This window comes from Aquibaculum arenosum, from assembly GCF_029222965.1.
GTDB classification, from domain to species: domain Bacteria; phylum Pseudomonadota; class Alphaproteobacteria; order Kiloniellales; family DSM-21159; genus Aquibaculum; species Aquibaculum arenosum.
Genome location: NZ_JARHUD010000008.1, coordinates 138643 through 161914, shown reverse-complemented (window position 1 = coordinate 161914; position 23272 = coordinate 138643). Strand labels below are relative to the sequence as shown.

The window sequence follows — 23272 nt, the reverse complement described above, 5'->3', positions numbered from 1 at the left end:
GACCGGGCCCGCAGTCGCGCACCCGATGGTGCCGTAGAGCTGACCATTGCAGCCAAAGCGAGCCATCACCTTGATCTGCCGCAAAGACCCACGGCCGAGCCGGGCCGCTGCGCTGCCCCTTCGTTCGCAGGGGGCGGATGTCCAGCTGTGCAGGCAAGATAGGGCTGGCTGATGTCGTTCAAGTGGGCGAGGGAAGCATCGTCGCTGGGCGAGCGCAGAAACAGGAGATCAGGTTGAACGCAAAGCACCTCCTCAAACTTGTGACGGCGATCTTCCTGTGTGCCGCCGTGCCGGCGCTGGCCGATCAGGACAGGGACAGGAAAGTGGCCGGCACGCTGCAGTGGGGAGAGGAGTCCGTCCCCCTCACTGACGTGCGCTGCGGCGAGCGCGAGGACGCCTTCCGGATGCGTGCGGAAGGCAAGGGTTTGCGCCTGACTTTGAGCTTTGCCGGATTGGCGGATGCGAAGGAGGGAAAGCTGCCGGCCCTGAGTGCGGCAGTGCTTCAGTTCTCCAAGGACCACGCCTTTGAGCAGGCGATGTTCGCCATGTACGATTCCCTGGGTGACATGAGCCAATACAGCGCCGGTCTGGAAGGGGCTAGCGGAACCCAGCACCTGCGCGCCGGCAACGGCCCAGCCTTCGATCGCCTTCCCGAGGGCATGGACATCACCTATCAGTTCCGCTGCACGCGGTAGCCCTTCCGGAAGCGAATTTCACCGCTGTAGGGGCCTGTGGTCACAATGTCCTGCTTGCTTTACGGTCGCCCTTCGGATCACGACCTGAGACGAAAAGGCATCCAGAATGAAACGCGGCTACAAGGACCTGCTCGCCGAGGCGGAGCGCGAGATCACCACGCTATCCGCCGCCGAAGCCATCGCCCGCCACGGCAACGACAGGGTCTGCTACGTCGACCTACGCGACCCGCGCGAATTGGCCCGGGAGGGGCGGATCCCCGGCGCGTTCCATTGCCCGCGCGGGATGCTGGAGTTCTGGATCGACCCGGAAAGCCCCTACCACAAATCGATCTTCGGTGAGGCCAAGGAGTTCGTCTTCTACTGCGCCAGCGGCTGGCGCTCGGCGCTGGCGACAAAGACGGCGGCGGAGATGGGGCTGGCGCCGGTGGCGCACATCGGCGGCGGCTTCACCGCCTGGCGCGAGGCGGGTGGCGCGGTCGAGGCACCCAAGGGCTGAACCCGCTTTGCCGTGGCGCAGCAGCGCGGGGAGCGGCTAGTTTGTCGCGTCGTGTGGGACTGAGACGTTTGGGGAGAAGGGTGTGAGTGCAGTCGCCGAGGCGGCCTTTGTGGGCGTGGATTGGGGCACCAGCAGTTTCCGCCTCTGGCTGATGGCGGCCGACGGCCGGCCCCTGGCCACGCGGCGCAGCGAGGAAGGCATGCAGCATTGCGCGGCCGGCCCAGGCTTTCCGGTCGTTCTGCAGAAGCATCTGGCTGCGGTCGAGGCGCCGGCTGACCTCCCGGTGCTGATCTGCGGTATGGCAGGAGCGCGGCAGGGCTGGGTGGAAGCCGCCTACCTGCCCACGCCCGCGGCGCTGGCCGAACTGGCCGGGCAGGCCATTGCGGTTCCGGTCGAGGGGCGTGATGTGCGCATCCTGCCCGGTATCGCCCATGCCGTTGAACAGGCGCCCTCGGTGATGCGCGGCGAGGAGACCCAGCTGCTGGGCGCCATCGCTGGAGCCGACGCCGCGCGCTTTTCGGGCCTGGTTTGCCTGCCGGGCACCCACTGCAAGTGGGTGCAGATCGAGGCCGGTCAGATCGTCGCCTTTTCCACCTTCATGACCGGCGAGCTCTATGCGCTGCTCGCGCAGCAGTCGATCCTGCGCCATGCCCTTGACCCTGAGGCTCCGGCCGGATCCGGCGAGGATCCCGGATTTCGCAACGCCGTGACGGCGGTGCAGGCTGATCCCACTGCCGGCTGGGCGAGGCTCTTCGGCCTGCGGGCGGGCCAGCTGCTGGGCTTCGCGCAGCAGGCCGAGGGCGCAGCTCGGCTCTCCGGTTTGCTGGTGGGTGCCGAGATTGCCTCCGCACGCGCGCTCTATGGTGGGCCGGGTGACATCACCCTGCTCGGTTCCGGACGCCTGGGGGAGCTCTATACCACTGCCCTTGCCGAATGCGGCTATAGGGTGCGCAGCGTCGATGCCGAGGTGGCGGTGCGTCAGGGATTGGCCCAGGCGGCGGCGCAACTCTGGCTCAAGGGAGCAAGCGCATGACTAAAACGCCGCCCTGGCCTGCCTTCCAGCGCGACCTCGTCGCCATCCTGCGCGGCCTCGGACCCGACGAGGCGGAAGCGGTGGTGGAAGCCCTGATCGAAGAGGGCTTCGAGGCGGTGGAGATTCCGCTCAATTCGCCGCAGCCCTTCCACTCGATCGAGCGGGTTGCCAGGCGCTTCGGCGGGCAGACGTTGATCGGTGCCGGCACGGTGCTGACGCCCGATGACTGCCGCCGCCTTGCCGAGGCGGGCGGGCGCCTGATGGTCAGCCCGAACACCGACCCGGCCGTGATCGAGGCTGCCTGTGCTCAGGGACTGATCGCGCTGCCCGGCGCCTTCACACCCAGCGAGGCGCTGCTGGCCCTGCGCAGCGGTGCAGCGGCGCTCAAGTTTTTCCCGGCCAGCGTTCTGGGGCCGGCCGGCATCGCGGCCATCCGTGCCGTGCTGCCGCCGGAAACCTCGCTCTGTGCCGTGGGCGGCGTGTCGGAAGCGAACTTTGCCGACTATGCCAAGGTTGGCATCCGCGCCTTCGGCCTGGGCTCCAGCCTCTACAAGCCCGGCGACAGCGCAGCCAGTGTGCGCGAGCGAGCCCGCCGGGCGATCCAGGCCTATGATGAGGTCTTTGGCTAACGCCCCGTAATTCCCGGGAAGGTGATCAACAGTGCCAGCGCGGCGATCTGCAGCCCAATGAAGGGCAGCAGCGCCTGGAAGATGTGGCCCAGCTTAATCTCCGGCGGCGCCACGCTCTTCAGGTAGAAGGCGGCCGGCCCGAAGGGCGGCGACAAGAAGGACACCTGCATGTTCATGCAGAAGAGCACGCCGAACCACACGGGGTCGTAGCCCAACTCGACGATGATCGGCACGAAGATGGGCAGGGTGAGCAGGGCGATGCCGACCCAGTCCAGGAACATGCCGAGCACGAAGAGGATCAGCATCATGAAGAGCAGCACGAAGAGCGGCTTTTCGGAGATGCCGATGATCAACGAGCTGACGAAGTCGATGCCGCCCATCAGGTTGAAGACGCCGACGATGGCGCTGGCGCCGATGCCGATCCAGACAATCATGCCCACGGTGGCGAGGGTTTGCATGGCGGCGCCGCGCAGCAGATCGAAGGAGAACTCGCCGCGCACGATGGTGGCCAGGATCACCCCGGCCGCGCCGATTGCCGAAGCCTCGGTCACCGACGCCAGCCCGCCGTAGATCGAGCCCAGCACGAAGGCGACCACCAGCAGCGGCAGAATCAGACCGCGCAGCAGCGCGATCTTCTGCTTCATCGGCATCACTTCCGGGTCGGGGTCGGGCACGGTGTGGGGCGAGAAGTAGGCGCGTGCCAGGACGTAGAGGACATAGAAGCCCGCCAGCATCAGGCCCGGCAGGAAGGATGCGGTGAAGAGGTCGCCGACCGAGACGTTGGCCGCGAGACCATAGATGATCAGCACGATGGAAGGCGGGATCATGGTTCCCAGCGCGCCGCCGGCGCAGACCACGCCGATGGCAAGGCTGCGGTCGTAGCCCAGCCGCAGCATCTGCGGCAGCGCCAGCAGGCCCAGCAGCACGATCTCGCCGCCGATGATGCCACTCATCGCCGCCAGGATCACCGCCACGAAGATCGTTTGGATCGCCACGCCGCCGCGCAGGCGGTTGGAAATCAGCTTCATGGCGTCGAAGAGATCGCGCGCGATGCCGGAACGGTCGAGCACCGCGGCCATCAGCACGAACATCGGCACCGAGACAAAGACGAAGGAGGTGACGAAGCTGAACACGCGACTGGTGATCAGCGGCACCGCCATGGGCCCGAACCAGCCGACCGCGAAGAAGAGCGCCACCAGCAGCGTCACCAGCGCCAGCGGCATGCCCGTCAGCAGCAGGGTCAGCAGCATGACGAACATCAAGAGGGTGCCATAGCCTATGCCCAGCGCCTTGAGATTGAGCGTGAAATCCAGCAACTCGGGCATCTAGGCGGTCCTGTTGTCGCCGCGGCGATGCCGGCGGGCGTGATTGACGGCCAGGACCAGGAACTGCAGCGCCAGTCCGATCAGGACCAGGAAAAGAAAGCCTTTGATCAGGGCCGGAGTGGGAGGGTTCCAGGCCGTGCCGGTTCCCTCCATGCGGAAGGATCCCGAAGGGGTCCAGAAGGCCTGCTTGACCATCAGCCAGGCCGCCCAGGCGAAGAAGGTCGCCGCGCCGGCGCTGATCAGGTAGATGACGATGTCGAAGCGCCTGCGCCAGGCTGGTGACAACGCGTCATAGATCAACACGACGCGGATGTGGCTGTTGCGCGATGCGCAGAACAGCCCGCCGTAGACGAAGGAAACGGCGCACAGAAAGATGCTCGTCTCGTGCACCCAGAGGGTGGGCTTGTTCAGCGCATAGCGCATGAAGATCTCGAATACGAGAATGATCGCGGCCAGAACGATGGCTGCCGCAAAGACATAGCCGATCCGTTCTATGACCCGGCCGAGGATGCCGGCTTCCGGGGCTGTCTTGCCTGCCCCCTCGCTGGTCGCGCTGAGCTTTGGGTCGAGCTCTTCCGGGGGCCTTGGATCGACTGCCATGTCTCGTTCACCGTCTGCAAAGCAAGGCCCCGGCCAACGCGATCGCGCGCGGCCGGGGCCTGCCAAAGGGGACCCTACTCGTCGCTGAGCAGCCCTTCCTCGCGGAGGAACTTGGTCAGAGTGTCATAGACCTTCTGAGCGTTCTCCGACTCGGTGGCGATTTCCTCCCACTCGCCCATGGCGATCGAGCGGAAGCGGGCACGCTCCTCGGCCGGCCAGTCGTGTACCGTGGCGCCCTGGGCCTCGGCTTCCTCGATGGCTGCGGCGTCCTTGGCATCGACGGCTTCCATCTGGCGCTGGGCCAGGTCGGCGACCGACTCCTCGAAGATCTGCTGGATGTCCTCGGGCATGGACTCCCAGACGCCACGGTTGATCGAGAGTTCGATCAGCGGCATCGAGTGGAAGCCGGGATAGACCGGGTGCCGTGCGATCTCATGCAGCCCCTGGTCCTGATTTACGTGGAACACGCTGTAGTCGGCCGCATCCACCACGCCCTTATCCAGGGCGGTGAAAACTTCCGAGGTGGGCAGGTTCACCGGCGAAGCACCGGCAGCGCCGAAGACCCGCTGGACCAGGCCGGCCGGGGCACGCACTTTCAGGCCGTCCAGATCATCCACGCCGTCAAGCGGCACGTCCGAAACGAAGGCTTCGAGGCCCGGCGTCGTGGCGCCAACGAAGTAGGTGCCGTAGGGCTCGACCAACTCGTTCATCAGCTCCTTGCCGCCGCCCTCGTTGAAGAACTTCAGCATCTCGCGCGGGTCCGACCAGGCGCCCGTCGGGTTGCCGATCAGGCCGAAGGCCGGGTCCTTGCCGGCGAAGTAGGAGGTGTCGGTGACATGACCGTCCAGGATGCCCGCGCCCACGGCGTCGAGCGTCTCCTGGAAGTCGACGACCGAGCCCACCGACATCATGTTGATCTTGACGCGGCCGTCGGTGCGCTCGCCCACCTCTTCGGCCCAGCCCTGCCAGAGCTGGTAGTTGGGGTCGCCCGCCGGATCGCTGGACTGAATCTGCAATTCGAAGTCCTGCGCCATGGCGACCGTGGAGACGCAGGTGAGAAGCGCGCCGGCCAGAAGGCCTTTTCCGAGTGTGGATTTCATAAGTCTTCCTCCCAAATTCTCTGTTGTCGCTTTGTGACTCGCGTGAGCAGCACAAGCATGCGGCGGATACTAGCCCTTGCGTTCCTGTTCCGCCACATCGGCAGCCAAGCCAGCCATCGGAGTGGCTGGATGGGTCTATCCGTCGAGATCAGCTGGAACTGCCAAGGGCCGTGGACTGCCTCCGGAAGCGATTGGCCGCTCCCTCTTTGCGCTATTCATCCGACGATTGCTTGCCAAGAGTTTGATGCCCTGTCAACGATTCTGCGTGTGATGGTTGTGAGGCGAACTGGTGCGGCTTGGCACTCAAGCTGGGTACAATCTGGCCTGCGCGGCTTACCAAAGAACCGCGTTCCAGGCATTCATCGGACAATTACTTGCCAAGCCTTTCCAACGCGCCCTAAGCTGCGATGGAGCAATGGCCTTGCGCCGGATGGAGGACCCGATGGGAGATACTCGCGCACACAAGAAGTTCCGCTCGCAGGAGTGGTTCGACAATCCCAACAATCCAGGGATGACCGCGCTCTATGTCGAGCGCTATCAGAACCAGGAGTACACCCGCGACGAACTGCAGGGCGAGCGCCCGGTCATCGGCATCGCCCAGACCGGCAGCGACTTGGCCCCTTGCAACAAGATCCACGTCTTCTTGAAGGAGCGGGTGAAGGCGGGCATTCGTGATGCCGGCGGCATCCCCATGGAGTTCCCCGTCCATCCGATCCAGGAAACCGGCAAGCGGCCCACCGCGGCGCTGGACCGCAACCTGGCCTACCTCGGCCTGGTCGAGGTGCTCTACGGCTATCCCATCGACGGCGTTGTGCTGACCACCGGCTGCGACAAGACCACGCCGGCCATGCTGATGGGTGCAGTGACGGTGGACCTGCCGGCGATCGCGCTCAACGGCGGGCCTATGCTCGACGGCTGGTGGAAGGGCAAGCGCGCCGGCTCGGGCACCATCGTTTGGGAAAGCCGACGCCTGCTGGCCGAAGGCAAGATCGACTACGACGAGTTCATGAACCGCGTCTGCGCCAGCGCGCCCTCGCTCGGTCACTGCAACTCCATGGGCACCGCCAGCACCATGAACGCCATGGCCGAAGCCCTGGGCATGACGCTGCCGGGAAGTTCCGCAATCCCCGCGCCTTTCCGCGAGCGCATGGCCATGGCCTATGAGACCGGCCGGCGCATCGTCGAGATGGTCTACGAGGACCTTAAGCCCTCCGACGTCCTCTCCCGCCAGTCCTTCGAGAACGCCATCGTGGTGAACTCGGCCATCGGCGGCTCCACCAATGCGCCGCCGCATCTCCAGGCCGTGGCGCGCCATGCCGGCATCGACCTGCACGTCACCGATTGGCAGAAGATTGGTTTCGAGGTGCCGCTGCTGGTGAACATGCAGCCGGCGGGTGAGTATCTGGGCGAATCCTTCTTTCGCGCCGGCGGCGTGCCGGCGGTGATGGGCGAGCTGCGCAAGGCGGGCTACATCCGCGAAGACGCGATGACGGTGGCCGGCAAGCCGATGCGCGAGACATTGGCCAACTGGGAGAGCCAGGACACAGAGGTGATCAAGACCTGCGCCGAGCCGCTGCGCGAGAAGGCCGGCTTCCTGGTGCTCTCGGGCAACCTTTTCGACTCGGCGCTGATGAAGACCTGCGTGATCTCGGAGGACTTCCGCCAGCGTTATCTCTCGGAGCCGGGCAAGGAAAATATCTTCGAGGCCCGCGCCGTGGTCTTCGAGGGGCCGGAGGACTATCATGATCGCCTCAACGACCCCGCGCTCGAGATCGACGACCGCACCATCCTCTTTATCCGCAACGTCGGCTGCGTCGGCTACCCCGGCTCGGCCGAGGTGGTGAACATGCAGCCGCCGGATGCGCTGCTGCGCGAGGGCGTCACCCATCTGCCCACCGTGGGGGACGGGCGCCAGTCAGGCACCTCTGAAAGCCCCTCTATCCTCAATGCCTCGCCGGAATCGGTGGTGGGCGGCGGGCTCGCACTGCTACAGACGGGCGATCGGGTGCGCCTGGACCTCAACAGGTCGACCATGGATGCCCTGGTGGACGACGGCGAGTGGGAGGCCCGACGCGCCGCCTGGACGCCGCCGGAGATCAAAAACTATACTCCCTGGCAGGAGATCTATCGCGCCAATGTGGGCCAGCTCGCCGAAGGCGGCTGCCTGGAACTGGCGACGGCCTACCAGCGGGTGGCCCGCAACCTGCCGCGCGACAACCACTGACTCGTGGCTCATGGGCGCAGGGGAGTTGATCTCGCCCCTGCGCCTGGGCTTTGAGAGAAGCGAGAGGGACGCCAGCCATGCCCTGCCTGCTCGCGTTTGGTGACAGCAACACCCATGGCCTGAAGCCCATTGTTCGGCGCGGCGACTATGCCCGCCATGGCCCGCAGGCGCGTTGGCCCACGGTCTGCGCCGCAGCCCTCGGCTCGGAGTGGTCGCTGGTGGAAGAGGGGCTGCCGGGGCGTACCACCCAGTTTGACGATCCGGTGATGGGCGCGCACATGAACGGGCGTAACGGCCTGCACATGGCCCTGCTCAGTCACGGTCCCATCGATCTCCTGGCATTGATGCTCGGCACCAACGACTGCAAGACCCGCTTCGCCCCGACGCCTGAGCGAGTGACGGCCGGGATTGCCGGCCTGCTGGACATCGCGCTCTGGCCAGATATTCAGGCGCGGCACGGCGGGTTCGAGATCTTGCTGATTTGCCCGCCTTCGGTGGAGGAAACCGGCGTGCTGGCCGGCGAGTTCTGGGGTGCAACTGCGGTCAGCCGGGAGTTGGCCACCCACTACAGCACCCTGGCGGATGCCCGCGGACTCAAGTTCCTCGATGCCGGTTGGGTTGCCACCGTAAGCCCGACTGATGGTATCCACCTGCAACCCTCGGCCCACCAGGCGCTGGGCGCGGCCGTGGCGGAGTCCATCCGCCGTTAAATCCCCCGGATTCGAGTGGGTAGGGCAGCCGGTGACGCATGAACTGGCTTCTGGCCGCTGGGGAAAGCGCGCGCCCGCTCCAGCTTATGAGGCAATCTCATAATGCGGCGAGATTTGCTCTTTTGACAGCAGAAATTGGCGCTCCTACGCTGAATACTTCAGCAATCTATCCGTAAGAATAAAAGTAAAAACGGTAGATTGATGAGGTGACGAAAGGTTCATGCTGTCGTGCTGTTGCCAAAAACAACGCCGATTTGCAGGAATAGAGCTTAGGCCTGACGGCAGTTTTGATGCTGGGTATCGGTTAATCATTCAATTGTATCTCGCCTGTTCTTCTCCTTGTCACAACGAGCAGGGCCAGGCGATGCCGGGAATGGTTGTTAGAACACCTTTGCTGCCGTCAAGAGATTGCGCTTGGAGCGCTGGACAGAAGGACGGGAGGGAGAAAGCTGATGACGAGACGAAACTTCAGGTCTGCCCTGGCCATGGCAGCCGGAATGGCCGTGATCCTTGGTGCGGCCGGCGCTGCAGGTGCCCAGTCGATTACGGTGGTATCGGGTGGGGGTGCCTACTCCAACAGCCAGGTCGAGGCCTATCATAAGCCCTTCATGGACGAGGCGGGCGTGACCGTGAATTCCGCTGACTACAACTTCGACCTCGGTCCGATCCGGGCCCAGGTAGAAGCCGGCAATGTCCATTGGGATGTTGCGGATGTGGAGGAGCACCAGGCCATCCGAGGCTGTGCCGAAGGGCTGTTCGAGGAAGTGGACGTCACCGCCATGCCGGCGGCGGCGGACGGCACGCCGGCCGAGGACGACTTTATCGAGGGCACCTTCAGCGAATGCGCCATCGGCACGATCATCTTCTCGACTGTCTATGCCTATGACGAACGCCAGTTCGCTGAGCAGGACGAGAAGCCCTCGACTCTGAGCGATTTCTTTGATGTCGAGAAGTTTCCGGGGCGCCGAGGCATCCAAAGCAAGGCGCAGGGAACGCTCGAGTTCGCGCTTATGGCCGACGGCGTTGCGCCGGAGGATGTTTACGATGTCCTCAGCACCGAGGAAGGGATGAACCGGGCCTTTGCCGTCCTGGAGAAGGTGAAGGACGACGCGGTCTGGTGGGAGACCGGGGCGCAAAGTGTCCAGATCCTGGCAGACGGCGAGGTGGCCATGACCGTCTCCTGGAACGGGCGGATCCAGTCAGCGATCGACGAAGACGAATTGCCGGTGAAGATCGTCTGGGACCACCAGATGTGGATGCTGAACATGTGGTCCATTCCCAAGGGGGGTGAGAATGTGGAGCTGGCACGGGACTTTATCAGCTTCGCCTCGCAGCCGGAGCGGATGGCTGAACAGACGAAGTACATCCCCTACGCCCCGGTGCGCACGTCGGCCCTGGAAACGATCCCGGACGAGATCGCGCGTACCTTGCCCACGCACCCGGACAACTTCGCCAACGCCTTGAAGTTCGATGCGTCCTGGTGGGCGGATCACGGAGATCGCACGGAGAATCGCTTCACCAGTTGGCTTGCGCGCTAAGCTAGGCAGAGGCCGGGTGGGGCTTGACGTCCCACCCGGGTCGGCTTCTTGCGGGGGGCTTCCTTGTCCACCACTTTGACAGAGGGCGCGGCGCCCGTCCTTGACGCGTCGCTGAAGCGCCGGTTGCGGCGGACCACCCGCCGCCACAGGCTTCGAGCCTTCGCGCTCACCATGCCGTTGCTGGCCTTTATCGTCGTATTCTTCGCTCTGCCGCTGGTCGACATGATGGCCAGAAGCTTTTACGACCCGAAGGTGGCCGATTCCCTGCCGGAAACCATGAGAGTGCTGGACACCTGGGACTTCGAGGGACTGCCGCCGGAAGCCGCCTATGCGAGCGTTGCAGGTGAACTGCTGGACCTCAACGAAGCGGGCACGCTTGGTTCTCTTGCCCTGCAGTTGAATCACGAAATCGCCGGCGCGCGCACCATCCTGCTGCGGACGGCCAATGAGCTCGATGGCGACGACGCGGCGGCGGACGGCAGCTTTCAGGATCGCTTGATCTCGATCCATCCGCAGTGGGGCGAGCAGGAGTTCTGGTCGACGCTCAAGATCATGGGGGAGGCCTTCACGCTCCGCCACTATCTCGGTGCCTTTGACCATCGCTACGATGCGATGGGCGAAATCGTGGCCCGGCCGGAATACGAGCAGATTCACCTGATGCTCTTTGGCCGAACGCTCTGGGCCAGCGCGCTGATCGTGCTCCTGACCCTGCTGCTCGGCTTCCCGATCGCCTATCACATTGCCAACAGCCCGCCACACGTCGGCAACCTCTTGCTGATCCTCGTGCTGCTGCCGTTCTGGACGGCCTTGCTGGTGCGCACGGCCGCCTGGATCGTGCTGCTCCAGCAACAGGGTGTGCTCAACGACCTTTTGGTGGCGCTCGGCCTGATCTCCGATGATGGGCGGCTGCGCATGATGCACAACATGACCGGCACAATCGTTGCCATGACCCACATCATGCTGCCCTTCATGGTCTTGCCGCTCTACAGCGTGATGAAGAGCATACCGCCGGTGCACATGCGCGCGGCGGCGTCTCTCGGGGCACCGCCCTTTCTGGCCTTCGTGCGGGTCTATCTGCCCCAGACAAAACCCGGGATCGGCGCCGGCTGTATTCTCGTTTTCATCCTGTGCATCGGCTACTACATCACGCCGGCGCTGGTTGGGGGGCGCACGGGCCAGTTCATCAGCAGCTTCGTGGCCTACCACATTCAGCAGTCCCTCAACTGGGGGCTGGCGGCGGCCCTGTCCGGGGTCATCCTGGTCGCGGTGTTGCTGCTCTATCTGCTCTACAGCCGCGTTTTTGGCGGCGACAGCATACGGCTGGGGTAGGGCGATGGCTGATCAGAACGACCACTATGGCCTGCGCTACAAGGTTTGGCGCGTCGTCTACCGCCTGCTGTGCGTGTCGGTTTATGCCTTCCTGATGCTCCCGATCCTTGTGATCATTCCGCTTTCCTTCAACGCTCAGCCCTACTTCACCTTCACCCGGGAGATGCTGACCTTCCAGAGCGACGGCTTCTCGATCCGCTGGTATCAGGAGCTCGTGACCAATCCAAATTGGCGCCTTGCCATCGGCAACAGCCTGGCAATCGCACTGGCAGCAACGGCGCTTTCGACCTTTCTAGGAACGCTGGCGGCGCTGGGGCTCAGCAGTCCCTACATGCCCTTTCGCAAGAGTGTCACCAGTGTGGTGCTGCTCCCGCTGATCGTGCCCCTCATTGTCGTGGCGGCGGGCACCTATTTCTTCTATTCGCAGATCGGTTTGGCGCAGACCCTGCCCGGCATCATCATCGCGCACACCATGCTGGGAACGCCCTTCGTGGTGATCACCGTCACCGCGACGCTGTCGGGTTTCGACCGGGGTCTGCTCAGGGCCGCCGCCAGTCTGGGCGCGACTCCATTCAGAACTTTCTTCAAGGTGGTGATGCCGCTGATCAGCCCCGGCATCTTCTCCGGCGCGCTCTTCGCCTTCGTGATTTCCTTCGACGAGCCGGTCATTGCGCTTTTCCTTGCCGGGTTCGATCAGCGCACCGTGCCAATCCAGATGTGGTCGGGGATCAGGGAACAGTTGAGCCCCGATATCCTGGCCGCCGCAACGTTGCTGATCGTCCTGTCCGTCCTGTTGCTGTTGACCGCGGAATGGCTCCGCCGCCGCTCGGCCCGCCTGCGGTCCGGCCAGTCGTGATATCCATGCAGGCGCAACAGCGGTCGCCGTCAGTTCCCGGCAGAGGCGAAAGGGACGGTCACGGGATCGGCATTGTCCCGGTTGGCAAAAAGCCACTCCCGAAAGGCCTTCGCCGCTGCGTGGGTGGCGCTGCCCAGCGGTGGGCTATCCAAGAGGTAGTAACCGCTGTCGTCGTGCACCGTAATCGCGGAGAGCGGCACCAACCGCTCGTCGCGCAGGTCATCGGCGATCACGGCCAGGGGGCAGAGGGCGACGCCCTGGCCGGCCAGTGCGGCGGCGCGCAGCAGATTGAAGTCCTCGAAGACCGGTCCGTCGATGGCCCCGGGCAGCGGTCGATCGGCCCGGACGAACCAGCGCTGCCAGCCGCCCACGCCAGAATCGTGCAACAGCAGGGCATCGCTCAGGTCGTAGTCCTCGCCGCGCCGCATGGTCGCGGCCAGCGCAGGACTGCACACTGGAGCGCTGGCGCCGGGCAGAAAGGGCGTGGCGCGTGCGCCGTCCAGGCGCGGCGGCCCTGCCTTGGAAAATATCAGGGCCAGGTCCACGTCGGCGAAATCAATTGCCTGGCCATGCAGGGCATAGACCACCCGCAGGTGCACCTCCGGGTGCCGCCGGCGAAAGTCGGTGAGGCGGGGGATCAGCCAGCAGACGGCCAGCGAGGGGATGGCGGCGATCACCAGGCTGGGGGGATCCTTGGCCTGGCGTGCCCGACGGCAGGCCGCGTCGATCTCGGCGAAAGAGTGCGTGAGCGTTTGCGCCAGTGCCGCTCCATGCGGCAGCAGGCTGAGCCGGTTGCCCTTGCCGCGAACGAAAAGCGGCGCGCCCATCCAGTCTTCCAGGTGGCGGATCTGATGGCTGACGGCCGATTGGGTGACGCAGAGTTCTTCGGCTGCAGCGGAGAAGCTGCCATGTCGCGACGCAACCTCGAAGGCGCGCAGGGCGGTGAGCGGCGGATGCATTTCGATCGCCCCAGCATTATGAAGCAAACTCATGCTGGCACGAGAAAGGTTCCTTTGACAAGGCGACTGGATCTACCTCAGTCTTGAATAAAACTTGATGCAAACGGGGTGCAGAGATGGAGCGCGAGCGCTTTCAGGACTATCGTGGGAACGGTGAGAAGGTGCAGCCGACCTTCTCGGCCGCGGAGATGCAGCGCCGGCAGGATGCCATCCGGCGGCACATGGCGGAGGCGGGCATCGACGCCGCGCTCTTCACCTCCTATCACAACATCAATTACTACTCCGACTTTCTCTACTGCTACTTCGGCCGCCGCTATGGCTTGGTGATCGACCATGAGACGGCCACGACGATCAGCGCCGGGATCGACGGCGGCCAGCCCTGGCGGCGCAGCTTTGGCGACAATGTCACCTACACCGACTGGAACCGGGCCAACTACTTCCACGCAGTGCGCAAGCTGGTGGGTGGCGCCAAGCGCATCGGCATCGAGTTCGACCACGTCAACCTGGAGCTGATGCAGCTGCTTGAGCGGGAGTTTCCCGGCGTCGAGTTCGTCGACATCGCCGCCCCGGCCATGCGCCTGCGCATGATCAAGTCCCAGGAGGAGATCGCCCACATCACCGAAATGGCGCGCATCGCCGATCTGGGTGGGGCGGCCTGCGTGGAGGCGACGGCGGTGGGCGTGCCGGAGCATGAGGTGGCGCTGCACTCAACGGCAACGATGGTGCGGGAGATCGCACGGTCCTGGCCCCATGCCGAGCTGATGGACACCTGGACCTGGTTCCAGTCCGGCATCAACACCGACGGCGCGCACAATCCGGTCACCAGCCGCCGCATCCAGCGCGGCGACATCCTCTCGCTCAACTGCTTTCCCATGGTGGCCGGCTACTACGTGGCCCTGGAGCGCACGCTCTTCGCCGAAACGGCGAGCGATGCCCATCTGCGGCTCTGGGAGTTCAACTGCCGGGTCCACGATCGGGGCAAGGAGCTTCTGGTCCCGGGCCGGAAATGCTCGGACATCGCCATGGAATTGAACGCGCTCTACGCTTCGGAGGACCTGCTGCAGTATCGCTCCTTCGGCTACGGGCACTCCTTCGGCGTGCTGTGCCACTACTACGGCAGGGAGGCGGGCCTTGAGTTGCGCGAGGACTGCGAGACGGTGCTGGAGCCGGGCATGGTCGTTTCCATGGAGCCCATGATCACCCTGCCGGAGTCCCAGCCGGGCGCCGGCGGCTATCGCGAGCACGACATTCTCGTGATTACCGAGGAGGGCAACCGCAACATCACCGGCTTCCCCTACGGGCCGGAGCATTTGATCGTTCCGGGCAAGGGCGGGTAAGGCGGTCGCTCGGCTGGGGGGCGCTACTCGCGCAGGTATTCGATGTCGCGGCCTTCGTAGTTCAGGATCATGCGCAGCAGCCGCTCGCTGCCCGGTTCGTACCAGAGGCGGGAATCCATGTCGTCGCCTTCGAGGCTCCAGTGCTCGGCTTCTATCGGCCCGGTGGCCGGAGTCTCGATGGACTGGGTGCCGTGGGTGTGGACGGCAGGCTCGCGCGGCTTGCCGTTGCGCGGCGAGATCAGCACCGGAGCCTGCAGTGAGGCCTTGCGCCAGCCGCTGCCCGGCATGGCGTCGCGGGGGATTTCGTAATCCCGCCCCTGATTGTCCACCAGATAGATGACATCGCCCTCGGCGCGCGCGGTGATGCTGCGTCGGCGCGGCTCATAGTAGCCGCTCTCGTTGGCGATCTCGAGGCTGTGCAGGAGACCCTCGCGATAGACTTCGGTGCTCGATTGTCGAATACGGGTCACCGGCACCGGCCCGATCCGCACCGTGGCCTCTCCCTCCTGCTGAGCGACGACCTCCGAGCCCTGCCGGCGAACGCGCAGAAAATGCTGGCCGATGGTGGCGTTACCCAGGCGGATGGCGAAATAGGTTTCGTCCACCACCTCGGGCACCGTGCCCCAGGCTGCGGGCGGCATCAGCGCCGACAGTCCGGTGGCGGCGAGGCCGAGGAGGAAGGGTCTGCGTGCGATCATGCTGCATGAGATCGGCTCGCCCGCGCCAAGGTCAAGAGCAAGCAGGGCAGCTTTGTGCCAGCTCATCCATTCCGGCGCCTTGACCTCGCCCCATTCCCGGTTGAGATTGCCGGCCATGTCGAAGGACGAGACCAGCTCCCCGGTGAAGGCCAAGCCGTCGGCGCAGGGCGCAAAGCAGCAGGAGCGCGAGGCGCGGCTGGCCGCCGCCTTGCGCGAGAACCTGCGCAAGCGCAAGGCGCAGGCCCGTGCGCGGGTCGAGCGGGCCCCGTCCTCGGACGAGGGGAAATCCTGACCGCGGCTCGCGCGGCACCACCGATTAACAACCTGCCCGGAACTCATGGACCGAATTCTCATTCGCGGCGGCCGTCCGCTCAACGGCGCGATCCAGATCAGTGGATCGAAGAATGCCGCCTTGCCGCTGATGGCGGCTGCCCTGCTCACCTCCGAGCCGCTGCGCCTGAGCAACCTGCCGCGCCTGGCGGATATCGCCTCCATGCGCCAGCTGCTCGCTGGCCTTGGGGCGGAGGTTGCGGAAGTGCAGCCCGCGGCGGGGGAGCAGGGGCAGGTGCTCGAGATCCAGGCGAGCCATGTGGCCTCCCAGCGCGCGCCCTACGATCTGGTGCGCAAGATGCGTGCCTCGGTCCTGGTGCTGGGGCCGCTGCTGGCCCGCTTCGGGCAAGCCGAGGTGTCGCTGCCGGGCGGCTGCGCCATCGGCACCCGGCCGGTCGACCTGCACCTCTCGGCCATGGAGGCCATGGGTGCGGAGATCGCCATTGAGTCCGGCTATATCCATGCCAGCGCCCCCAAGGGCCTGACCGGCGCCGAGGTGGTCTTTCCCACCATCTCCGTCGGCGCCACGGAGAACGCCATGATGGCGGCCGCCCTGGCCCAGGGGGAAAGCCGTCTCGTCAATGCCGCGCGCGAGCCTGAGATCAGCGACCTTGCCGTTTGTCTGCGTGCTATGGGGGCTGAAATCGAGGGCGAAGGCAGCGAGATCATCACCATCCGCGGCTGCGGCAGCTTGCAGGGGGCGAGCCATCCGGTGATTGCCGACCGCATCGAGGCGGGAACCTTCCTGATGGCCGCAGCGATTACCGATGGCGAGCTGCGCTTGGTCGGCGCCCAGGCGGCGCACCTGGAGCGGCCGATCGCAGTACTGCGGCAGGCGGGCGTCACGGTGGAGGAAAGCGATGGCACCCTGCTGGCTCGACGGCGCAATGGTCGCCTGCGCGGCAGTGACGTGATGACGGAGGCCTTTCCTGGCTTTGCCACCGACCTGCAGGCGCAGTTCATGGCGCTGATGACCACCGCCGAGGGCGCGTCGATGATCACGGAAACGATATTCGAGAATCGTTTCATGCATGTGCCGGAGCTGATTCGCATGGGTGCGGACATCACGATACACGGGGCTTCTGCCCTTGTACGCGGGGAGCGGCGGCTCACTGGGGCCGAGGTGATGGCCACGGATCTGCGGGCCTCCGTGTGCCTCGTGCTGGCCGGATTGGCCGCAGAGGGTGAAACTGTGATCAACAGAATATATCATCTCGACCGAGGCTATGAGCGAATCGAGGCCAAGCTGGCCGCTTGCGGGGCGGAGATTGAACGATTAACGAGCTGACTGACACGCGGATGGGAGAGGGGGCGCCGCCGGCGCCCTTGAAACTGCGCGCGCATGGCGTGGCGGACATGGATGTGATTGCCGCCTGCGTCCAGGATGGGCTTGTGCCCTTGCGCGACATACGCTGGATGAAGCGGGAGAAGCGCTTCGTCATGGTGCTGAACCGCTTCCTGTGGGAGCGGGCGGGCAAGGACGCGCTGGATGTGGATGGCGGCGCCGAGGGCACGGCCCAGACGCAAAGTCAGGGCGAGAGCGGCGCCGACGCTGCTGGTGGTGCTGCGGGCGATGCCAGCTTTGAGGATGCCGACCCCCGGCCGGTCAACTGGCGCAGCAACGCCGCGCTGGTCTTCGACAAGGTGCGCCGCGTCCAGACCCAGGGCGTGGACCTCACGGCGCGCGACCAGTTCCTCAATCTCCTGACCATCGCCAGTGAGCCTAAGTGCATCACGTTGCACTTCTCCGGGGGCGCGCGCATCCGCCTCGACCTGGCGGACATCCGTTGCCACCTCACCGACCTGGGCGAGCCCTGGCCCACCTGGTCCGTCCCCGAGCACCGCGAAGCAGCGGAGGCGGACTGAGCCCAGGCTGCGGTCTATGCGATGCGCGTGGACTCCAGATAGTCCTCGTCCAGTTCCAGGCCCAGCCCGGGCTCCTCGCTGAGTTGTAGCCAGCCGTCCTCGCCGGCGATCAGCGGCTCGACTAGCGGGAAGTCGCGCCGTTCCGGCGTCCAGGCCGGCGGGTCAAAGGGAAACTCCAGATAGCGTGAGCCGGCGCAGCCGGCGGCCAGATGAGCGTTGGCGAGCAGCCCGATGCCGTTGCCCCAGGTGTGCGGCGTGAACTCCAGGCCGCACGCCAGTGCCTGCTCGGCGATGCGGCGCAAGCCGGTGATGCCGCCGGTCACCACGGCGTCGGGCTGCAGCACGTCGAGGCAGCGCCGATCGACCAGCTCGCGTAGTTCGTGCAGCTCCCGGGTCATCTCACCCCCGGCAATGCGTACGCTGGTGCTTTCCCGCAGACGCCGCATGCCCTCGTAGTCGCCGCGATGCAGCGGCTCCTCCATCCAGTAGACATCCAGGCCTTCCAGTTCCTTGGCCACCGCTTGGGCCTGTTTCAGGCTCCATGGCTGTGCCGTGTCCCAGGGCATCCTCCAGCCCTGATTGCAGTCGACCATGAGGGCCAGGGAATCGCCCACGGCGTCGCGCACCGCGGCCAGCACGTCGATGTCGTCGCGCCAGCGCTTGCGCTGAAAGCGGATCTTCAGGGCGGTGAAGCCCTCCTCGGCGACCAACTGCGCCAGATCGGCCAGTTCCTCGGGGTCGCGCAGGCTGCCGGAAGAGGCATAGGCGTGTACGCCATCGGCGCGCCCCCCCAGCAGCCGCCAGAGCGGCTGTTCGGTGATCTGCCCGAAGAGATCCCAGAGCGCGATGTCGAGCGGCCAGCAGCGGCCGTAGTGGAAGGAAAGGTTCTCGATCACCCGGAAGTGACGTTCCATGTCGCGTGGGTCGCGGCCGATGAAGAGCTCTTCGTGGCCGGCGAAGCCCGCCATGGCATCGCCCGAGCCCACGCCCACCAAGCCCTCGTCGGTCTCAATGCGAACCAGGTGAACGTCGAAGTGGCGCCGCACCCGCGTGTCCCAGGAGGGATGGAAGGGTGGATCCAGTTCAAGCCGATGGCGACTCTGTTCGATGCGGGTGATCTTCATGGCCTCGCCCCTTGCAACCCGGTTCGCCGCGCATTTGTGAAGCCTGCGGCGTGGCGAGGCAGGGGTCAACGCACTTTCAACCAAATCGCGCATCACCAGCACTGGACAAGGTGCCTTGTGGCGTCGCACCGTGGTGTTCTGGAGCGAGGCACGCGCGTGAAGCCGCGCCAGTATTGTGAGGGACCAGGCGCATGCCCGCAGCCAATGCCGTCGCGTCGATCGAGGCCGTTTCTCCCCGCCTACACTTCGGCGTCGGCAGCCTGGTGCGTCTGCCTGCCATCCTGGCGCAAGACTGCGGCGCGGTGGCGCGCGTGCTGTTGCTGGTGGACCCCGGTGTGGCGCGCAGTGGGGAGCGCGCGGCCGACGCGCTGCGACAGGCCGGTCATCAGGTTGCGGTGATGACGAATGTGCGCAGCGATCCCCTGGCCGAAGACATCGATCTTGCTGCAGCCGAAGCGCGGGATTTCGGGGCGCAGGCGGTGGTCGGCTTGGGCGGTGGCTCGGCACTGGACATGGCCAAGTTGGTCGCGGCAATGGCGCCAGCGACTGACGGGGTCGCCGGCTACTGCCTTGGTGCGCAGGCCTTTCCTGACGGCGCCCTGCCGATGGTGCTGATCCCCACCACCGCCGGCACCGGCTCGGAAGCCACGCGTACGGCGATCCTCACACTCGCGTCCGGCGCCAAAGTTTGGGCCTGGGGCGAGGGCTTGCGCGCCCGTGCCGCGCTGTTGGATCCGGAACTCACACTTACCCTGCCGCCGGCGCTTACGGCGGCAACCGGCGTCGATGCCCTGGTCCATGCCATTGAGGCTTTCACTTCGCGGCGCAGCCATCCCCTGGTGGGCGCCCCGGCCCTGCAGGCCATCCGCCTGGTGCGCCGCGCCTTGCCACGCGCCCTGGCAATGCCCGAGGACCTGGAAGCTCGCGGGGAGATGCTGCTTGCCTCCTGGCTGGCGGGGCAGGCCATTGATCTGGCAGGGACTGGAGTGGCCCATGCACTGGGCCACGCGCTGGGAGTTTTGGGACATGTGCACCATGGCCGCGCGGTAGGGATGAGCCTGCGGGTTGCGCTCGCCGGCAATGCGGCTGCGGCACCTGCGGCTCATGCAGAGGTAGCCCGGGCGTTTGGGCTGGAGGGAGGAAGCGAGACCGATCTCGCGGGCCGTCTCGCCCCTGCCTTCTCAGCTTTTCTCCAGGAACAGGGACTGGATCTAGCGCTTCCGCCCGGTCTGGAGGCGTCGCAACTGCTGGAGGTGGCTTTACGGGAGGAGAACCAGCCCATGCTGCAGGCCAATTGCCGCATCTGCACCCCGGAGGATCTGCGCGCTCTTGTATACGCCCTGCAGAGCGAGCCGCTTTGATGCACGAAACCTAACGATCTTCATCCAGCATCAGGCGCACAAGTTCTGCCTGGCGCGTCACGCCTGTCTTCTCGAAAATCCGGTGAAGGTGCGTATGGGCGGTGGACACTGAAATACCTCGGCGGCCCGCCGCAGCTTCGCGCCCGTCGCCCTTGCGGATTTCAAGGGCAAAAGCCGCCTCCGCCGGCGTAAGCCCGTAGCGCTCCTGAAGAGCGGCACAGCGATGATCGGCATCCAGATCGGGATCCGTGATGATGGCAATGACCGCGGGACCGAGAAGGTCCAGGCAGGTCTGAGCGCTCGCTGCTGCGCCTTCCCTTAGGGGTAGCAGCGCCAGCTTCAAGGCAGAGCGTTGCCCGTCTCGAGGCACGTTGATGGTTTCTCCTGTTCGCTCGGCCACGGCCTTTCTTGTCCTCAGGCCCAGCAGTTCGAAGAAGTCATCGCTAGCTCGGCCAGAGGTATCGACGATCCGGGAGGCGAGTCCGTTGGCAAAAAGGACGTGTCCCGCAGCATCCAGCAGGACAAAGCCCTTTCGAAGGTGCTCGAGTGAACGCAGCGCCGCGGCCTCGCGCAGACGCAGGGCGCTCGCCTGCTTCCGAAGTTCGATCGCCCGCGCGATGTGCCGCACCACGATCGCTACGGTCTCGACCTGTTGCTGCTCGAAGGGCTGATCCTGCGCGGGCGCTTCTCGATAAAGCCCCAGAACGGCTTGTGCGCCGCCGGATGCGGCCACGTTTGCAAGAAGCGCAGCGGAACCCAATCCCATCGGCCTGAGCAATTCGTTGAAAACCGCAGAGCGCCTCAATGCCGAAACAGGGACGAGATCTTGCAAGCTGACGACATCTCCCACGTCAACAGCGGATAAGTCCGAGAACAGTGTCGTACGCCCCGCCCAATCGTTTCTGAATTTCAGCAGATCGGCCGGGTCCGTTCGAGGAGCAATGGCGGATACTCGACCGGTCAGGGGGTCGAAGAACCCGATTGCTGGGACATCAACTCCGGCAAGTTCTGCCAGGCGAAGGAGTACCTGAGGCCAAAGTTCGTCATCGAAGACGGTTTCGTAAATCAGACCGATGAGGTTTGGGAGCTGATTTGCCATGTGTAGCGCCAAGACACGAATAGCTGCCATCAACAAACATATTGTGCACAGTATCGACCGTTCGGTCGATGATCGCTCGTCATAAAGATGCTAAGCAAGTTCGAGAATGGTCTGCCGAGGAGTCAATGGTGCAGCCTGCAAGCGGATTGGTGCTAAGCACGATAGTCGCATCGGTGATCCTGGCCGTCATGACGAGTGCCGCAAAGGCGGAATTCGGCGACTGCACGCAAGAGTCCTATCGGTTACGATTTGACGACCGACTGGCTGGGACGGGTTTTACTTGTGAGGAACGGCTGCGTGTGCCGGTGGCTACCGAAGAGGGCATACGCCACATTCGCCTTGTGCATGACCTTCATGCGGGGTGGGCCTTGTCACCGGGCGCGCTGGCAGACTACGAGCGCGGAATTCGCGGAGCTGTGGCGGCGCTCGCAGAAATCGGTCCGTTTCGCATGGATGACGTGACGATCCTTCTGATCGACGGCCTTCCGCCACGCGAGGAGGGAGATAGCGAAGGGTTCAGCAACATTGCCGGAAGCGCTGGCGCCAGCGATGGCGAATGCCGCATCTCCGTTCATCTTCTGACGAGCAGCACCGCTGTTACTGAAGCCGCGCCGGTGACCGCCCACGAGATTTTTCATTGCGTTCAGTTCGCGACTCTTTCGTCCGCCCAGATGAGCAGCGGTCGAGCCGGCACTGGTTCGGGCGGTGATTGGTGGCTCGAAGGATCGGCAGATTGGTTTGCCGGTTTGGCGGTTTCCGATCGCGAGGAGCTTTCGCGCCTTGTCGCCGCTTTCGATAGATTGTCTGCGGATACACCGCTGTACGAGCTGGCATATCCGGCCTCTGTCTTTTTCTTCTGGCTCGGCGGAGAACGCGGTTCGAGCGGCATTCTCCCCTTCCTGCAGCAGATGGCCGGCAGTCCGGCTGCCTCCGCGCAGCGGTCAGCGATGCGGGCGGTACTAGACGCCGACGAATGGCTTGCGTTCGCACAGGCCTACCTGGACCAGGATATCACTTACCCCGACGGCGGTGCGCTGCCGAGCAACCCGACCGAGGGCGATACCTGGCGCTGGTCCGAGACGCGAGTTGAACCTGTGATACTCGAGCCCTTCGTGCTGCAGCGGGGCTGGATCGAGTTTGAGTGTGGCCGATGGCGGCCGAGTGCTGATCCGGCACAGGCGCATGCTGTACGTTCGCTGGCGGAGACGTGGGGCGCGCTGCCGGAGAGAGTCGAGTCGCGAGCCGGAGACAGTAGCCGATTTCGCTTCGCGGGATTTGCGGCAGGCAACAGAAATCTTCAGCTTCGGATCACGGGAGAACTGGAAGCGGGCTGCGGGTCGTGTGGCGACCTCGATGTTACCGATGCCTGCGTCGTGGGGGCCTGGACACAAAGCGGTGGCGGGCCAATCGCCTGGATGCAGCGAGAACTCGAAGGTCTCGACATTCCTCGGGGTGAGCGCCGTAATGTCGTCAGACTATTCGGGTCCGATGGCACCTTCTGGACGGGGGAATTGACCGCTGACCTCACGTTCGAGGCTCTCGATGACTCGACGGGTGGAGGGGAAGTACACGGGCAGACAGCAGGCCGCTGGTCGACTGGCGAGGGCAGACTCAACCTGTGCCATGATCGCGCCGCCGTGGCGGGCGAGATATCGATGACCTATCCGGATGGTCAAACCATCACGGCGGCGGTTCCCACACCCTCTACGCCAGAGGTGGTCTCAATGGATTACATCTGCACGGAGACCACCTTGGAGACGCGGCTTTCCATCCCGGGTGTCTCCACGCCGATGGAAACGCAGTATCGGCGGACCGGCGATCTTCCGGGAGTGGAGGGAGGGTTTGTCGAGCCATGAGGCATACTTTCCATGCGAACTGGTTCCACCGCGGGTTACTGGCAACAGTCTGTCTGGCGGTGCTGAGCCAGCTTCTTGTCGGGCCGGCGCTGGCACTGACGTGCCCC

The 23272-nt window shown here is 64.9% G+C and carries 21 protein-coding genes; 14 read left to right on the top strand and 7 right to left on the bottom strand.

From position 1 onward, the window contains the following. Window positions 1-233: 233 nt before the first annotated feature. The 4 genes from P2G67_RS13630 to P2G67_RS13615 all read left to right on the top strand — a co-directional run bounded on the left by P2G67_RS13630 (window position 234) and on the right by P2G67_RS13615 (window position 2853). Complete coding sequence (locus tag P2G67_RS13630; RefSeq protein ID WP_275823789.1) at window positions 234-695, top strand: hypothetical protein; 462 nt, start codon at window positions 234-236, stop codon at window positions 693-695. A 106-nt stretch (window positions 696-801) separates the two neighbouring features. Continuing rightward, a complete protein-coding gene (locus P2G67_RS13625; protein ID WP_275823788.1) occupies window positions 802-1191 on the top strand; it encodes a rhodanese-like domain-containing protein in 390 nt (129 codons plus the stop codon). Between the two features lie 82 nt (window positions 1192-1273). Next, window positions 1274-2224: a 2-dehydro-3-deoxygalactonokinase gene (locus tag P2G67_RS13620; RefSeq protein ID WP_275823787.1), complete on the top strand. Its 951-nt coding sequence runs from the start codon at window positions 1274-1276 to the stop codon at window positions 2222-2224. Beyond that, window positions 2221-2853 (top strand): 2-dehydro-3-deoxy-6-phosphogalactonate aldolase, encoded by a 633-nt coding sequence (locus P2G67_RS13615; RefSeq protein ID WP_275823786.1) that lies wholly within the window; start codon window positions 2221-2223, stop codon window positions 2851-2853. The genes P2G67_RS13620 and P2G67_RS13615 overlap by 4 nt, the downstream gene beginning before the upstream one ends. Here the strand turns inward: P2G67_RS13615 and P2G67_RS13610 are convergent. The 3 genes from P2G67_RS13610 to dctP form a co-directional block, all read right to left on the bottom strand. After that, the gene (locus tag P2G67_RS13610; protein ID WP_275823785.1) at window positions 2850-4178 is read right to left on the bottom strand and encodes a TRAP transporter large permease; all 1329 of its coding nucleotides are present in this window, start codon (window positions 4176-4178) and stop codon (window positions 2850-2852) included. The genes P2G67_RS13615 and P2G67_RS13610 overlap by 4 nt on opposite strands. After that, the gene (locus tag P2G67_RS13605) at window positions 4179-4778 is read right to left on the bottom strand and encodes a TRAP transporter small permease subunit (RefSeq protein ID WP_275823783.1); all 600 of its coding nucleotides are present in this window, start codon (window positions 4776-4778) and stop codon (window positions 4179-4181) included. 74 nt (window positions 4779-4852) lie between these two features. Beyond that, the gene (gene dctP, locus P2G67_RS13600; protein ID WP_275823782.1) at window positions 4853-5878 is read right to left on the bottom strand and encodes a TRAP transporter substrate-binding protein DctP; all 1026 of its coding nucleotides are present in this window, start codon (window positions 5876-5878) and stop codon (window positions 4853-4855) included. A 442-nt stretch (window positions 5879-6320) separates the two neighbouring features. Here dctP and P2G67_RS13595 point away from each other — a divergent pair, with 442 nt between their 5' ends. The 5 genes from P2G67_RS13595 (at window position 6321) to P2G67_RS13575 (ending at window position 12535) form a co-directional block, all read left to right on the top strand. Continuing rightward, on the top strand, window positions 6321-8102 hold the full coding sequence (locus P2G67_RS13595) for an IlvD/Edd family dehydratase (RefSeq protein ID WP_275823781.1): 1782 nt from the start codon (window positions 6321-6323) through the stop codon (window positions 8100-8102). A 77-nt stretch (window positions 8103-8179) separates the two neighbouring features. Beyond that, window positions 8180-8812, top strand: a complete 633-nt coding sequence (locus P2G67_RS13590) for an SGNH/GDSL hydrolase family protein (RefSeq protein WP_275823780.1) — start codon at window positions 8180-8182, stop codon at window positions 8810-8812. Window positions 8813-9264: 452 nt separating this feature from the next. Next, entirely contained in the window at window positions 9265-10350 is a 1086-nt protein-coding gene (locus P2G67_RS13585; RefSeq protein WP_275823779.1) for an ABC transporter substrate-binding protein, read from the top strand. 63 nt (window positions 10351-10413) lie between these two features. Then, window positions 10414-11679 carry an ABC transporter permease gene (locus P2G67_RS13580; RefSeq protein WP_275823778.1) on the top strand — a complete coding sequence of 422 codons (1266 nt, stop codon included), beginning with the start codon at window positions 10414-10416 and terminating at the stop codon, window positions 11677-11679. Between the two features lie 4 nt (window positions 11680-11683). Next, a complete protein-coding gene (locus P2G67_RS13575; protein ID WP_275823777.1) occupies window positions 11684-12535 on the top strand; it encodes an ABC transporter permease in 852 nt (283 codons plus the stop codon). 29 nt (window positions 12536-12564) lie between these two features. Here P2G67_RS13575 and P2G67_RS13570 read toward each other — a convergent pair whose 3' ends face one another. Then, the gene (locus P2G67_RS13570) at window positions 12565-13527 is read right to left on the bottom strand and encodes a LysR family transcriptional regulator (RefSeq protein ID WP_275823776.1); all 963 of its coding nucleotides are present in this window, start codon (window positions 13525-13527) and stop codon (window positions 12565-12567) included. Window positions 13528-13610: 83 nt separating this feature from the next. Here P2G67_RS13570 and P2G67_RS13565 point away from each other — a divergent pair, with 83 nt between their 5' ends. Next, window positions 13611-14831 (top strand): aminopeptidase P family protein, encoded by a 1221-nt coding sequence (locus P2G67_RS13565; protein ID WP_275823775.1) that lies wholly within the window; start codon window positions 13611-13613, stop codon window positions 14829-14831. A 23-nt stretch (window positions 14832-14854) separates the two neighbouring features. Here P2G67_RS13565 and P2G67_RS16390 read toward each other — a convergent pair whose 3' ends face one another. Further along, entirely contained in the window at window positions 14855-15868 is a 1014-nt protein-coding gene (locus P2G67_RS16390; RefSeq protein WP_322099711.1) for a DUF6134 family protein, read from the bottom strand. Between P2G67_RS16390 and murA the strand changes: the two genes are divergently transcribed. Both murA and P2G67_RS13550 read left to right on the top strand, forming a co-directional pair. After that, the gene (murA, locus tag P2G67_RS13555) at window positions 15867-17147 is read left to right on the top strand and encodes a UDP-N-acetylglucosamine 1-carboxyvinyltransferase (protein WP_275823774.1); all 1281 of its coding nucleotides are present in this window, start codon (window positions 15867-15869) and stop codon (window positions 17145-17147) included. The genes P2G67_RS16390 and murA overlap by 2 nt on opposite strands. Window positions 17148-17158: 11 nt before the next feature. Then, window positions 17159-17725 (top strand): DUF2948 family protein, encoded by a 567-nt coding sequence (locus tag P2G67_RS13550; protein WP_275823773.1) that lies wholly within the window; start codon window positions 17159-17161, stop codon window positions 17723-17725. Between the two features lie 14 nt (window positions 17726-17739). On the opposite strand, the gene P2G67_RS13545 is transcribed toward P2G67_RS13550, so the two are convergent. Further along, the gene (locus tag P2G67_RS13545; protein WP_275823772.1) at window positions 17740-18849 is read right to left on the bottom strand and encodes a mandelate racemase/muconate lactonizing enzyme family protein; all 1110 of its coding nucleotides are present in this window, start codon (window positions 18847-18849) and stop codon (window positions 17740-17742) included. 191 nt (window positions 18850-19040) lie between these two features. On the opposite strand from P2G67_RS13545, the gene P2G67_RS13540 reads away from it, so the two are divergent. Continuing rightward, window positions 19041-20210, top strand: coding sequence for an iron-containing alcohol dehydrogenase (locus P2G67_RS13540; RefSeq protein ID WP_275823771.1), 1170 nt, complete (start codon window positions 19041-19043; stop codon window positions 20208-20210). A 10-nt stretch (window positions 20211-20220) separates the two neighbouring features. Here the strand turns inward: P2G67_RS13540 and P2G67_RS13535 are convergent, their stop codons facing one another. Continuing rightward, a complete protein-coding gene (locus P2G67_RS13535) occupies window positions 20221-21309 on the bottom strand; it encodes a helix-turn-helix transcriptional regulator (RefSeq protein ID WP_275823770.1) in 1089 nt (362 codons plus the stop codon). A 125-nt stretch (window positions 21310-21434) separates the two neighbouring features. Between P2G67_RS13535 and P2G67_RS13530 the strand changes: the two genes are divergently transcribed. Continuing rightward, a complete protein-coding gene (locus P2G67_RS13530) occupies window positions 21435-23165 on the top strand; it encodes a hypothetical protein (RefSeq protein WP_275823769.1) in 1731 nt (576 codons plus the stop codon). Window positions 23166-23272 lie beyond the last annotated feature (107 nt).